A 12105-nucleotide genomic window follows, 5' to 3' on the forward strand; every position below is an offset into this window, starting at 1 on the left:
TTGACCGTGACGTCGCCGATCTTGGCCGCGCCGCTGAAGGTGCCCTTCGAGGTCAGGAAGCCCTTGTCGACCGCGGTCTCGGCGTGGTACTTGATGTTCGAGATGGTGCCCTTGATCGGCTTGCCGCCGTTTTCGCCATGCTGCGGGGCGAATTCCATCTCGATGGACGCCAGCTCCGCGTCGCCCTTGCCGGTGCCCACCCAGATGCTGTCGGGGCTCGAGTTGCCCTCGAAGTGCACGTGAGCCTGGTTGAAACTCATCTGGTTGCCGGGCTGCAGGGTCTTGACTTGCAGGCTCGGGAACGTGAAATCGGCCGAGCCGGGGCCGTCAGCCCGGGCCGAGCGGGTGACGGTGCCGGTCAGGCCCGACCAGACCAGCTCGCCTTGCTTCGGGTCTTTGAGCGTGGCCTTGGGGCTGGCGATCAGCGTCTTGGTGCTGCCGTCCCAACCCACCAGGGTGTGGATGGTCAGCGGTTTTTCTTTGCCGAACAGCTCGGCGAGGTTTTTCTGCACGCTGTCGGACATCACGAATTCAGTGTCCACCGCCGCCGCGCCCACGCCCTTGAAGCCGGGCAGCGGGCCGTGCTGGATGCGGTCGCGCCAGGTGATGACGATGGGCTCGCGGGGACGCGGCTGACCGTTCTCGTCGGGCGGCATCTTGATGCAGCCGAGTTGCAGCTTGGTGGTGCGGGTCGAGCTGAACAGCCCCTTGTCGTACTTCTGCTCCAGCACCTTGGCAAAGGGCAGTTGCCTGGTGAGCGTCTCGGTGCTGCCTTCCAGGCCACTCTTGACGCGGTTGCCCACGACCACTGTGGCGCCCGCGTATCCGGCTACGACGATCAGGGCACCCAGCCCGACCTTGGTGACTGTGCTCATGCATGTTCCTCCGTGGTTGAAAAGTCCTGCGCTGCGGCAGCCGGCCCTGCAGGCCGGATGGCGATTGTGGCGGCTCTCGTCGCGGGTGGCGACCCCGCGTGCGCGAGCCGCCGATGAATAGACGGCGAATTGCACGCGAATTGCCCGTTTTCTCGCAGGCTTGGCCGGCGGCGCTGACTTCTAGAGTGATGCTCAGTTCGCCGTGGTGGATCGTCCGCCCCCGCGTCACCCCTTGAAAGCCGCCGCTCATGACCACGCTCCGCATCGCCCAGCCCCCCGCGCCGAATGCCGCCAAGGGCACCCCGGCGCCCGGCTCCGGCAAGCAAACGCCCAAGCAGCGCGCGGCCCACCAGGCCTGGCAGCAAGGCGTGCAACGCTCGCGCGAAGGCCGTCTGGCGGACGCCGCCAAGCTGCTGCGCCAGGCCGTGCAAGACGACCCCAAGGAATCGCTCTACTGGCTCAACCTCGCCAGCGTGACGCACAAGCTGGGCCTGGTCGATGAGTCGATGGACGGCGCCCGTCGGGCTTTCGAGCTCGACCGCCGCAACGTGCTCGCCTGCCACCTCGCGGCCGAACTGCTGCGCCTGAACAGCCGCTACACCGAGATGCTGCAGACCCTGCTGGCGCTCGACCCCGCCACGCCGCGCGACGCCCAGCATCACCTGCTGACGGGTGCTGCCCACATGGAGCTGGCCAACTGGCAGGACGCCGCCGTGGCCTTCCTGCAGGTGCTCAGCATGAAGCCCGCCGACCAGGAGGCCTACAGCCAGCTCGGCATGGCCCTGGCGCGCCTGGGCCGCTACGCCGACGCCGCCGAGTGCTACCGCACCATCGTCATGCTGCACCCCAACTCGTTTGCCGCGGCCGTGTACGCCGCGCACTACGCGGGCTGGTCGTGCGACTGGCCCGGCTTCAAGCAAGACCTGGCGCGTCTCGAAAAAGCCCGCGAGCTGATCGGCAACGGCGAGAACGAAGAGCCGTTCAGCCCCTTCTGCCTGCTGTCGATGAACGACGACGCCGCGCTGCACCGCTGGGCCGCCGCGCTCGACTCCAGCCGCATCGCCCGCTACATGCGCGCGCTGCCCAACGTGGCGGACTACCGCCCGCTGTGGGAGCGCTCGGTGGTTGGCCCCGCCGCCTACCCGGCGATCAACGTGAACGGCCGCACCCGCATCGGCCTGGTGTCGAGCGACTTCCGCACCCACGCCACCAGCATCCTGCTCGTGCAGGTGCTGGAGCTGCTCGACCGCGAACGCTTCGAGATCGTGCTGTATTCGCACGGCAAGGACGACGGCACGCCGCTGCGCCAGCGCATGGTGGCGCTGGCCGACAAGGTGGTCGAAACGGCCGAGGTCAGCCTCATCGAGCAGGCCGAGATGGTGCGGCAAGATGGCATCACCATCCTGGTCGACTTCAACGGCTTCACGCAAGGCTCGCGCATGGGCCTGTTCGCGCTGCGCCCGGCGCCGGTGCAGGTGCTGTGGCTGGCCTACCCGAGCACCACCGGGTCCGACTTCATGGACTACATCGTGGGCGACCCCACGCTCACGCCGCTCGAGCACCAGGCCGACTTCAGCGAGCACATCGCGCAACTGCCCGTGTGCTACGAGCCGACCGACCGCCTGCGCGAGCGCCCGGCCAAGCTGAGCCGCGCCGAGTGCGGCCTGCCCGAAGACGCCTTCGTGTTCGCCTGCTTCAACCAGAGCTACAAGCTCACCGAAGAGATGTTCGACGCGTGGTGCCGCATCCTGCAGCGCACCCCCGGCAGCGTCCTCTGGCTGCTGGTGCCGCAAGCCGACGTGCAGGCCCGCCTGCGCGAGGCCGCTCAGCAACGCGGGGTCGACCCGGACCGCCTGATCTTCGCGCCCTTCGTGTCGCCCCAGCAGCACATGGCGCGGCTGCCGCAGGCTGATCTCTTCCTTGACACCTTCCCCTACGGCGCCCATACCACCTGCAACGACGCGCTCTGGATGGGCCTGCCCGTGCTGGCGCTGAAAGGCCGCTCGTTCTCGGCCCGCGTGGCGGCCAGCCTGCTGCATGCCGTGGAGCTGCCCGACCTGGTGTGCGACACCCCCGAGCGCTACGAAGAAATGGCCGTCGCGCTGTTCGGCGACCGCGCGGCCTTGCAAGCCGTGCGGGCCCACCTCGAAACCCGGCGCATGGACTTGCCGCTGTTCGACACCCCGCGCTTCACTCGAGAGCTGGGCGCGCTGTTCGACCGCATGACCGCGCGCTGGAAGGCCGGCTTGCCGCCGCAGGCGCTGGTGGCCGAACCACTGCATCAATCTTGACATCAGCCTCGGAGAACGAGCATGACCCCGTCCACGAAAACCAAACCCGAAATCGACTTGCTGCGCACCCAGGCTTTCAAGGCCAGCGCCGAAGGCCGCCAGCAGGAGGCTCGCCGCCTGCTCGAAAACGCCATCGAAATCAGCACCAGGCTCGGCGAGCAGCCCGACTGCGAAGTGCTGGGCGACCTCGCCGCGATGGCGGTGCAGGACGGCGAGTTGCTGCGCGCCATTGCGCTGTCGCGCAAGGTGCTGGCCCTGCAACCGCAACACGACATGAGCCAGTTCACGCTGGCCTTGTGCCTGGCTGGCGTGGGCCTGCATGCCGACGCGCTGCGCCTGCACGAAGAGCTGGCCGCCGGCGAACGCGGCGAACGCTTCGCTCACCAGAACCCCGAGCTGGCCAAGATGACGCTGGCTGAAGTGACCCGTCTGCGCGCCATCAGCACGGGCGCCCAGCCTGCCGCGGCGCACTGATCGGACCGGCTTGCCGCGGCCCTGCGGCAAGCCCCAAGCCCCCAAAACAAAACGGCCCCTCGGTGACGAGTGGGCCGTTTTTTTCTGGTGGGGTTGACGAGTCGCGACGCTGCGACTCGCGACGCTCAGTCGATCTTGGTGAGTGCCTTGGCTTCGAGTGCCCGCTCCTCGGGCCACAGCGCTTCGAACGAGTGGTACGCGTCGCGGTCGCCCAGGATGCGGGCACCCGGGGCCGGCGTGCGCATTGGGTAGCCGAAGTAGGCGAAGTCGCGGGCGTAGAAGTGGTTGATGGTGGCGATCAGGTCGTCGCTCAGCTCGACCACGTCATTCGTGCCCACGTTCTCTTTGGCGAGATAGATGTCGCAGCCCAGGCGCTGGGACAGCGCCGTCAGGAAGCGATCCATTTCTTCCATCCGTCCGACCAGGTCGACCACGCAGCGCTGCCCGGCGAAGAAGAAGGTGTATTGCGGGGCAAAGTGCACCAGGCGCCAGTCGTTGCGAATCAGGGCGTGGTTCAGGTAGCGCTCGGCGAAGGCCTCGGGCGAGATCTTGTCGTCGCGGCCGCTGTAGGTGCGAAAGTGCTTCAGCGCCGAGACGAAACGCTCATACGGGTCGCGCACCAGGCCGAAGGTGAAGTCCACCGGCTCGGTGGGCAAGAAGGCGCGCAACTCGCTGACCTTGATGTGGGCGAGATCGCGCACGGCGTCGTGTTCAGGCAGATACGAGCGGCCCCAGAACTTGCGACGCTGGTCTTCTTCGAACATGCGCTCCAGGGCGATCACCAGCGAGGTGCCGGCGCACTTGGGGTTGTGGATGAAGACCGCGCGTTGGTTGGGCAGATAGATCATGAGACGAGATGGGGTTCAGGCGGCACGCAGGCTTTGCGAGGTCTCGGCGGATGCGGGCTGGTCGGCCGCAGGCGTGCCGCGCAGCGTCTTGGCGCTGATTTCCAGGCCGCGTTCAACCGGCCAAAGCGCTTCGAACTGGCGATACAGGCCTTGATCGCCCAGCACGCGAGCGCCAGGCGACGGGGTGCGCAGGGCGTAGCCGAAGTAGGCGAAGTCGTTGGCGTAGTAGTGGTTGATCGTGGCAACGGCGTCGTCGCTCAGCTCGACGGCATAAGCCTCGCCCACGTTCTCGTTGCCGAGCTTCACGGCCTTGCCCAGCCGGGCAGACAGGGTGTCGGCGAATGCGTCGAGCGCCTCGAAGCGGCCCAGCAGATCGGCGCAGCACCAGTTCGACCGGAAGAAGAACGTGTACTGCGGCGCGAAGTGCACGAAGCGCCAGTCGGTGCGCAGCGTGTTGTGGTTGAAGTGCTGCTCCATGAACTGCTCGACCGTCAGGCGCGGGTCGCAGCCGCTGTGCTTCTTGAAGTGCTTGAAGGCCGAGGCAAAGCGGGTGTAGGGGTCGCGCACCACGCCGAAGGTCAGCTCCACCGGGCATTGCTCGGCCGGCAGGAACTGGCGCATTTCGTCGAGGCGCAGGTGCGAGATGTCGCGCACCAGGTCTTGCTGCGGCAGGTAGAAGCGCCCCCACAGGCGGGTGCGCTCCGGAAAGGCCTGATCCAGCGCGGCCACCAACGACGAGCCCGCGCACTTGGGGTTGTGGACGAATACGGCTCGTTGATGGGGCAGGTAGATCACGTGGGGCCTCTGCGCGTGGGTGGACTCAAGGGATCAGGACGTTTCGCCCATCACCGAGCTGCCGTACTTGTTGGGGGTCTGCTCGGGCTCGGGCGGCGCCGGGAAGCGGATGCCCACATGCTTGAGCGCCTGGTTGAGCACCACGCGCAAGATGGCGCGGGGGTAGCGCGAATGGCCCATCTCGCCACCGGCCCAGTAGGTGAAGTGGTTCGACAGGTAGCGCGTGAGTTGCAGTGCGCTGATCTTCTTGCCGTTGCACGAGCTCATCAGCGAGCGCAGCATGGTGTCGATCTCGCCAGCGGAGTCGCCGATCACGATGGGGTCGCCCGACTGCAGCAGGCCGGCGTAGTTGATGTGGAAGTCCGCCGGCTTCTCGACGCCGTAGGTGGCGCTGGCCAGCCAGTCTTCGTGCGCGGGCGCCAGGCCGGCCTTCTCGCTGAAGGCGTAGTTGGGGCCGCCAACCGGGCGGGTGTGCTTGACGGGGGTGTCGTCGATGATCGCCACCTTGCCCAGCTTCGAGTAGTGCGGCCAGACGGCGTCCAGCCCGTAGCCGCTGATGTTGCCGGCCAGGGTGGGGTAGACGCGCGCCAGCATGTCGACGGACAGCACCGGCGCCATGATCTCGACGAAGTTGGTGAAGCGCACCTGGAATTCGCTGTGCTGCAGCGTGATCACGTGCGTGAAGTACGAATCGGGCGTCAGCGCGGGCTGGGCCAGGTCGAGCTGCAGGTCGTCGCAGATGGCGAACATGCGCGACACCTGCTCGGGCACGCACAGCAGATCGTCGTCGGGCAGCCAGACGTAGCGGTATTGCTGGATGGTGTCCCAGTGGGCTTGCAGGGTCTGCTCCAGACCGGGCCATTTGGCGCCTTTTTGCATGTGGACGAAGACGGCGCCGGGCTCGCGCGGCGTGTTATCGCCGAACCATGACAGGGCGTAGTCGAAGTTCTGCTGGTCCAGCCGCTCCACGGCGTGGGAGTGCAGCGAGCCGGGGCCGGCGCGGAACAGGGCGAGGTAAGGCTTCGTCATGATGGCGGTGTCCTTTCAGGAGCTGGACGGAGTCGATCCGGTGAATCGCTGGGCCGATGAATGCCCGGTGATTCAGTCTAGGGATCGTGGGTGGGGCGGATAAGCTCGAAAAGGGCGCAAAAAGTCGCGCTTTAGGGGCGGCTCAGACGAAGCGAGGCGCCACCAGCGTGAGCAACTCGCCCACGCAGTTTTCGATTGGGCGCTCGCGGGTATCGAGCGTCAAGGCCGCCCGGTCGGGGGCCTCGTAGGGGGCCGAGATGCCCGTGAAGTTGGGCAGCTTGCCGGCGCGCGCCTTGGCGTACAGGCCCTTGGGGTCGCGCTGTTCGCAGGTGGCGAGGTCGGTGCGTACCCACACTTCGAGAAAACGGTCGTCGCCGATCACTTGGCGCGCCAGTTCGCGGTCTTCGCGGTAGGGCGAGATGAAGGCGGTGATGACGAACAGCCCGGCATCGTTCATCAGGTGAGCCACCTCGGCCACCCGGCGGATGTTCTCGTGCCGGTCTTCGGGCGAAAAGCCGAGGTCGCGGTTCAGCCCGTGGCGCACGTTGTCGCCATCGAGCACGTAGCAGGCGTGGCCCTGATCGAGCAGCTGGCGCTCCAGCTCGAAGGCCAGCGTCGATTTGCCCGAGCCCGACAGCCCCGTGAGCCACAGCGTGGCCGCGCGCTGGTGATAGAGATGCTCGCGCTCGACCGGCGATACCTTGCCGCCATGCCACACGATGTTGCCGGCCGTCGGCCGCGACGCAGCGGTGTGCCAGATCAGCGAAGGCTTGGACGGCATGGGCAGATCCTGCGGACGGTGGGTCAGCGGCTCGTGGCGGCGGCGCGCGAACGCTTGGCCGGGTGATCGGGTACCCACGTGCCGATGGCCACGCGCACGGGTTCGTCGAGCAGTTTCTCGGTCAAGGCCAGCGCGGAGGCAACCACCTGGTCCATGTTGTAGTAGCGGTACTGCGCCAGGCGGCCGATGAAGTGCACGTTGCGCTCCTGCTCGGCCATGTGCTCGTAGAGCTTGAACTGCTTTTCGTTGTCGGGGTTGGGCACCGGGTAGTAGGGGTCGCCTTCGGCGCACGGAATCTCGCGCACGATCGAGGTGCCGCTGCATTCTTGCGCCGTCAGGTGCTTGAACTCGGTGATGCGGGTGTAGGCGTGGTCGTTGGGGTAGTTGACCGTGCCCACGTCCTGATAGCGCTGCACATTGGCCAGGTGCTCGTGCTCGAAGCGCAGCGAGCGGTAGGGCAGGCGGCCGTAGCGGTACTTGAAGTATTCGTCGATCGGGCCGGTGTAGATGGTCTGGTCGCGATCGATGCGGTGCTCCACCTCGGCGAAGTCCACGCCCACGCGCACGTCAATGTTCGGGTGACCCAGCAGGCGGTTGAACATCGAGGTGTAGCCGTCCTTCGGCATCGCCTGGAAGGTGTCGGTGAAGTAACGGTCGTCGTCGTTGGTGCGGGTCGGGATGCGTGCCGCCACGCCGCCGCTCAGCTGAGACAGGTCCAGCCCCCACTGCTTGCGGGTGTAGCCGCGGAAGAACTTTTCGCACAGGTCGTGCCCCACCGACGACAACACCACGTCTTCGCTGGTCTTGACGCCGTTGGGGCGCGGCTCGCGCACTTTTTCGAGGAAGGCCGCCACGCCGGCTTCGTCGAGGTCCAGCCCGTAGAGCTGGTTGATGGTGGTGCGGTTGATGGGGATGGGGTATTGCTTGCCCTCGACCACGGCGCGCACGCGGTGCTCGTACGGGGTCCACGCGGTGAAGCGCGACAGGTAATGCCACACGCGCTCGCTGTTGGTGTGGAAGATGTGCGGGCCGTATTCGTGGATCAGCACGCCGTTGGCGTCGCGCCGGTCGTAGGCGTTGCCGGCAACGTGGTCGCGCTTGTCGATCACCAGCACGCTCTTGCCGGCCTCGGCCAGTTCACGGGCGCAGACGGCTCCGGCAAAGCCGGCACCAACAATGAGGTAGTCCATCGTGTTCCTTCAACGGCGCAAAAAGGGCGCACTGTGAAGGAGCAGTCTAGAAATCCTGGCCCGAGCGAGCCCTTTGAAAAGCGCGGCAAAACACACGCTAATTCGCCAGGTCGGGTAAGCGGTTGTGAGCGGCCCGCGCGGACCAGGGTGGGTCAGCGCTCGAACAGGCGCTGCCCGGTCAGCCGCTCGTGCTCCTTGATGGCGTAGCGGTCGGTCATGCCGGCGATGTAGTCGGCGGTGGCGCGCGGCAGATCGGCTGCTTCGGCGTAGGACGCGGGCATCTCGGCCGGCGTGGCCGCGTAGGTGTCGAACAGATCGCGCACCACCTGGCGGGCGCGACCGGTGGTGTCGGTGACCTGCGGGTGGCGGTAGAGGTTCTGGAACAGAAAGCGCTTGAGCGCGGTGCTGTCGCGGCGCATCTCGGGCGAGAAGCGCAGCAGCGGGCCGCATTGGCGGGCCTCGTCGGCGCTGCCCGGCGCGCGTTGCGCCAGCGCGGCGCGGGTGGCGTCGATCACGTCGTAGACCTGCTGCGAGAGCATGCGGCGGATCGCCTCGAACAGCAGCCGCTTGCCGCGCAGCGCCGGGAATTCGCGCAGCGTGTCGTCGCGAAAGCGCGTGAACAGCGGCACGGCGTCGAGCTGTTCCAGCGTCAGCAGGCCCGAGCGCACGCCGTCGTCGATGTCGTGGGCGTTGTAGGCGATCTCGTCGGCCAGGTTGGCGAGCTGCGCCTCCAGGCTGGGCTGCGTGCCGTCCAGAAAGCGCCGGCCCACGCCGCGCGGCTCGCGGGCTTCGAGCGCCTCGGCGTTGGCGCGCGAGCAGTGCTTCAAGATGCCTTCGCGCGTCTCGAAGCTCAGGTTGAGTCCGTCGTAGGCCGGGTAGCGTTCTTCGAGCTCATCGACCACGCGCAGCGACTGCAGGTTGTGCTCGAAGCCGCCGTGCTCGTGCATGCATTCGTTGAGGGCATCTTGCCCGGCGTGGCCGAAGGGCGTGTGGCCGAGGTCGTGTGCCAGCGCGATGGCTTCGACGAGGTCTTCGTTCAGGCCGAGCTGCAGCGCGATGGCGCGCCCCAGTTGCGCCACTTCGAGCGAATGCGTGAGCCGGGTGCGAAACAGGTCGCCCTCGTGGTTCAAGAAGACCTGCGTCTTGTAGACCAGGCGGCGGAAGGCCGTGCTGTGGACGATGCGGTCGCGGTCGCGCTGGAAGTCGTCGCGAGTCGGGGCTGGCGGCTCGGGGAAGCGGCGGCCTTTGCTGTGCAGCGCATGGCTGGCGTAGACCGCTAACGTCATGTCGGATCAGGCCGTGTGCGCGTCGATCACGTCACGCACCAGCGCGTCGGGCGCGGGGCGCATGCTGGCGGTGCCGAGTTGGTCGATCACCACGAAGCGGATCTCGCCGGCTTCCGACTTCTTGTCGAGCCGCATCAGCTCGATGTATTTGTCGGCACCCAGCTTGGGGCCGACCGTCGGCAACTTGGCGCGGGCCACCAGGGCCGTGATGCGCGCGGCCACGTCATTACCAATCAAACCCAGCTTGGCCGACAGCGCAGCCGCCATCACCATGCCGCAGCCGACCGCCTCGCCGTGCAGCCACTCGCCATAGCCCAGCCCGGCTTCGATGGCGTGGCCGAAGGTGTGGCCGAAGTTCAGGATGGCGCGCAGGCCGGATTCTTTTTCGTCCTGCCCCACCACCCAGGCCTTGATCTCGCACGAACGTTGGATGGCGTAACGCAGCGCGCTGCGGTCGCGCGCCAGCAGGGCGTCGAGGTTGCTTTCGAGCCAGCTGAAAAAGGCCGCGTCGGCAATCGGGCCGTATTTGATGACCTCGGCCAGGCCCGCGCTGAGTTCGCGGTCGGGCAGGGTGTCGAGCGAGGTCAGGTCGCACACAACCACGCGCGGCTGGTAGAACGCGCCGATCATGTTCTTGCCCAGCGGGTGGTTGATGGCCGTCTTGCCGCCCACCGACGAATCGACCTGCGCCAGCAGCGTGGTCGGCACCTGCACGAAGGGCACGCCGCGCATGTAGCTGGCGGCGGCAAAGCCGGTCATGTCGCCCACGACTCCGCCGCCCAGCGCGTAGAGCACGGTCTTGCGGTCGGCGCCGTGGCCGAGCAGGGCGTCGAAGATCAGGTTGAGCGTCTGCCAGTCCTTGAACTCTTCGCCGTCGGGCAGCGCCACGGTGACCACCTTGGCGTGCTTGCCGCGCAGCGCGGCTTCGAGCCGGGCGGCATAGAGCGGCGCGACGGTGGTGTTGCTGACGATGACGGCGGTGCTCGACTTGGGCGCCGCGGCGTAGCTGGCGGCGTCGCCGAGCAGGCCTTCGCCGATCAGGATGTCGTAGCTGCGGTCGCCGAGGTCGATGTGGACGCGGGTGGTGTCGGCAGTGGCCGCTGGGGTGGACGAGGTGAGGGCGTTCACGGTCATCTCAAATGAAAACCGCGATGTGCCTGCAACAGACACATCGCGGCATGTAGAGGGTGACGAGCCTGACCCCGGCACTGGTCACAACGGTTAGGGCTGCTTCGTTCCCGACCTGACCCGGTTGGCCGCGCTTCCATGCGAGGAGGCCCGTCACCCGTGATTGTAGGCGAGGCGCCGACGGCCTCGCTTCAAACGGGTCCGCCCGAAGGCTCGCGTGGTGTCAGCGCAGCTGCAACTCGTCGCTGCCGAAGGTCACGCCGAGGGGCTCGATCACCACCTGCTTGGGGCCGGCTTCCACGCGGCCCGACACCCAGGCGTTGATGCCCAACTGCTGGGCGACTTCGACCGTGCGTTGGGCCTGATCGGCCGCCACGAACAGCGCAAAGCCCGCGCCCATGTTGAGCGTGCCGTAGGCCTCGCGGTCGTCCAGCTTGGCGTGCTGCTGCATGAAGCTCAGCACCGGCGTGACGGGTGGCACGTGGTTGAAGCGGTAGGTGAACGATGCCGGGTGGCGCATCAGCTTGCGCCAGCCGTGGCCGGTGATGTTGGCGCAGTAGCGCGGCGTGATGCCGGCCTTGAACAGTGCTTCGGTCACGGGCGAATACAGCACCGTGGGGGCCAGCAGCGCTTCGCCGTAGCTCACGCCCGGCTCGACCTCGGTGAGGTAGCCATTGGGCAGACGCTCAACCAGCTTGCGCGCCAGGCTCAGGCCGTTGGCGTGGATGCCGCTCGAAGCGAGCAGCACGATGGCGTCGCCGGCCTGCAGCTGGTCGCCCACCGACAGGCGCGTCTTGGGGTTGACGATGCCGGTGCACGATGCAGCCAGGTCGATGCGGCCATCGGCCACGATGCCGGCCAGCGCGGGCGTTTCACCGCCGCCCCAGGCCACGCCGCAGGTGTCGCAGGCGCGCTTCCAGCCGGCCACCAGGGCCTGCGCGCGTTGCGCGTCGCCGAACCAGTCGGAGCCGCCAGCGGCCCAGTAAGCCTGCACCACCAGGGGCGTGGCGCCCACGGTGATCAGGTCGTTCACCGCCATCGCGATGGTGTCTTGCGCGATGCCGTCGTAATAGCTCTTGCCCGTGAGCGCTTTCATCTCGTCGGCCACCAGGGCCTTGGAGCCCAGGCACTCGACGATCGAGGCCAGGTAGAACGGCCCGACATCGACCACGTAGGCCGATTCGCCGCGCGAGGCCTGCAGCTCGGTGAAGCCGTGCGGCGCCAGGTTGGCGGCGGTGGCGGCGGCGGCGCGCTGGGCAGCCACCTTGAGCGGGTCGATCAGGTCGTAGTTGACGCCGGCCTGCTCGTAGGTGAGGGCGTCGGGCGACGAGGGGGCGTGGGCGGATGAGGGGGCGTTGTGGGCAGTCATGGGGGCGAATTATCCCGTACTGACTGGTCAAGGGCGGTA

General features: G+C 67.3%; 11 protein-coding genes and 1 other RNA gene. 2 read left to right on the plus strand and 10 right to left on the minus strand.

Translation table 11 applies throughout. The features are described 5' to 3' along the window. The coding region (locus tag ACE3SS_RS02305; protein ID WP_374590850.1) for a DUF945 family protein at nt 1-875 on the minus strand (875 nt) is incomplete at its 3' end. Between the two features lie 248 nt (nt 876-1123). On the opposite strand from ACE3SS_RS02305, the gene ACE3SS_RS02310 reads away from it, so the two are divergent. Next, the gene (locus ACE3SS_RS02310; RefSeq protein WP_374590852.1) at nt 1124-3166 is read left to right on the plus strand and encodes a tetratricopeptide repeat protein; all 2043 of its coding nucleotides are present in this window, start codon (nt 1124-1126) and stop codon (nt 3164-3166) included. A 21-nt stretch (nt 3167-3187) separates the two neighbouring features. After that, on the plus strand, nt 3188-3640 hold the full coding sequence (locus ACE3SS_RS02315) for a hypothetical protein (protein WP_374590854.1): 453 nt from the start codon (nt 3188-3190) through the stop codon (nt 3638-3640). Between the two features lie 125 nt (nt 3641-3765). On the opposite strand, the gene ACE3SS_RS02320 is transcribed toward ACE3SS_RS02315, so the two are convergent. The 9 genes from ACE3SS_RS02320 to ACE3SS_RS02360 all read right to left on the minus strand — a co-directional run bounded on the left by ACE3SS_RS02320 (nt 3766) and on the right by ACE3SS_RS02360 (nt 12066). Next, the gene (locus ACE3SS_RS02320) at nt 3766-4488 is read right to left on the minus strand and encodes a sulfotransferase family 2 domain-containing protein (protein WP_374590856.1); all 723 of its coding nucleotides are present in this window, start codon (nt 4486-4488) and stop codon (nt 3766-3768) included. 15 nt (nt 4489-4503) lie between these two features. Continuing rightward, nucleotides 4504-5283, minus strand: coding sequence for a sulfotransferase family 2 domain-containing protein (locus ACE3SS_RS02325; RefSeq protein ID WP_374590858.1), 780 nt, complete (start codon nt 5281-5283; stop codon nt 4504-4506). 33 nt (nt 5284-5316) lie between these two features. Continuing rightward, nucleotides 5317-6312 carry a DUF707 domain-containing protein gene (locus ACE3SS_RS02330; protein ID WP_374590860.1) on the minus strand — a complete coding sequence of 332 codons (996 nt, stop codon included), beginning with the start codon at nt 6310-6312 and terminating at the stop codon, nt 5317-5319. A 142-nt stretch (nt 6313-6454) separates the two neighbouring features. Continuing rightward, the gene (gene cysC, locus ACE3SS_RS02335) at nt 6455-7093 is read right to left on the minus strand and encodes an adenylyl-sulfate kinase (protein ID WP_374590862.1); all 639 of its coding nucleotides are present in this window, start codon (nt 7091-7093) and stop codon (nt 6455-6457) included. 23 nt (nt 7094-7116) lie between these two features. Then, complete coding sequence (gene glf / locus ACE3SS_RS02340; protein WP_374590864.1) at nt 7117-8283, minus strand: UDP-galactopyranose mutase; 1167 nt, start codon at nt 8281-8283, stop codon at nt 7117-7119. 152 nt (nt 8284-8435) lie between these two features. Further along, nucleotides 8436-9569, minus strand: coding sequence for a deoxyguanosinetriphosphate triphosphohydrolase (locus ACE3SS_RS02345; protein WP_374590866.1), 1134 nt, complete (start codon nt 9567-9569; stop codon nt 8436-8438). Nucleotides 9570-9575: 6 nt separating this feature from the next. Next, nucleotides 9576-10703, minus strand: coding sequence for a 3-dehydroquinate synthase (gene aroB, locus ACE3SS_RS02350; protein ID WP_374590868.1), 1128 nt, complete (start codon nt 10701-10703; stop codon nt 9576-9578). Nucleotides 10704-10755: 52 nt separating this feature from the next. Beyond that, nucleotides 10756-10852: signal recognition particle sRNA small type (gene ffs / locus ACE3SS_RS02355), an RNA gene on the minus strand. A gap of 68 nt (nt 10853-10920) precedes the next feature. Continuing rightward, nucleotides 10921-12066 (minus strand): AIR synthase-related protein, encoded by a 1146-nt coding sequence (locus tag ACE3SS_RS02360; protein ID WP_374590870.1) that lies wholly within the window; start codon nt 12064-12066, stop codon nt 10921-10923. Nucleotides 12067-12105 lie beyond the last annotated feature (39 nt).

Origin of the sequence: Aquabacterium sp. (assembly GCF_041915145.1) — a bacterium.
Classification (GTDB): Bacteria; Pseudomonadota; Gammaproteobacteria; order Burkholderiales; family Burkholderiaceae_C; genus Aquabacterium.

Excerpts from the sequence above, each read along its gene's own strand:
- aroB (WP_374590868.1), bottom strand. The coding sequence starts at position 10,703 with ATGACCGTGAACGCCCTCACCTCGTCCACCCCAGCGGCCACTGCCGAC.
- ACE3SS_RS02310 (WP_374590852.1), top strand. The coding sequence starts at position 1,124 with ATGACCACGCTCCGCATCGCCCAGCCCCCCGCGCCGAATGCCGCCAAG.
- ACE3SS_RS02320 (WP_374590856.1), bottom strand. The coding sequence starts at position 4,488 with ATGATCTATCTGCCCAACCAACGCGCGGTCTTCATCCACAACCCCAAG.
- cysC (WP_374590862.1), bottom strand. The coding sequence starts at position 7,093 with ATGCCGTCCAAGCCTTCGCTGATCTGGCACACCGCTGCGTCGCGGCCG.
- ACE3SS_RS02330 (WP_374590860.1), bottom strand. The coding sequence starts at position 6,312 with ATGACGAAGCCTTACCTCGCCCTGTTCCGCGCCGGCCCCGGCTCGCTG.
- ACE3SS_RS02315 (WP_374590854.1), top strand. The coding sequence starts at position 3,188 with ATGACCCCGTCCACGAAAACCAAACCCGAAATCGACTTGCTGCGCACC.
- glf (WP_374590864.1), bottom strand. The coding sequence starts at position 8,283 with ATGGACTACCTCATTGTTGGTGCCGGCTTTGCCGGAGCCGTCTGCGCC.
- ACE3SS_RS02360 (WP_374590870.1), bottom strand. The coding sequence starts at position 12,066 with ATGACTGCCCACAACGCCCCCTCATCCGCCCACGCCCCCTCGTCGCCC.
- ACE3SS_RS02345 (WP_374590866.1), bottom strand. The coding sequence starts at position 9,569 with ATGACGTTAGCGGTCTACGCCAGCCATGCGCTGCACAGCAAAGGCCGC.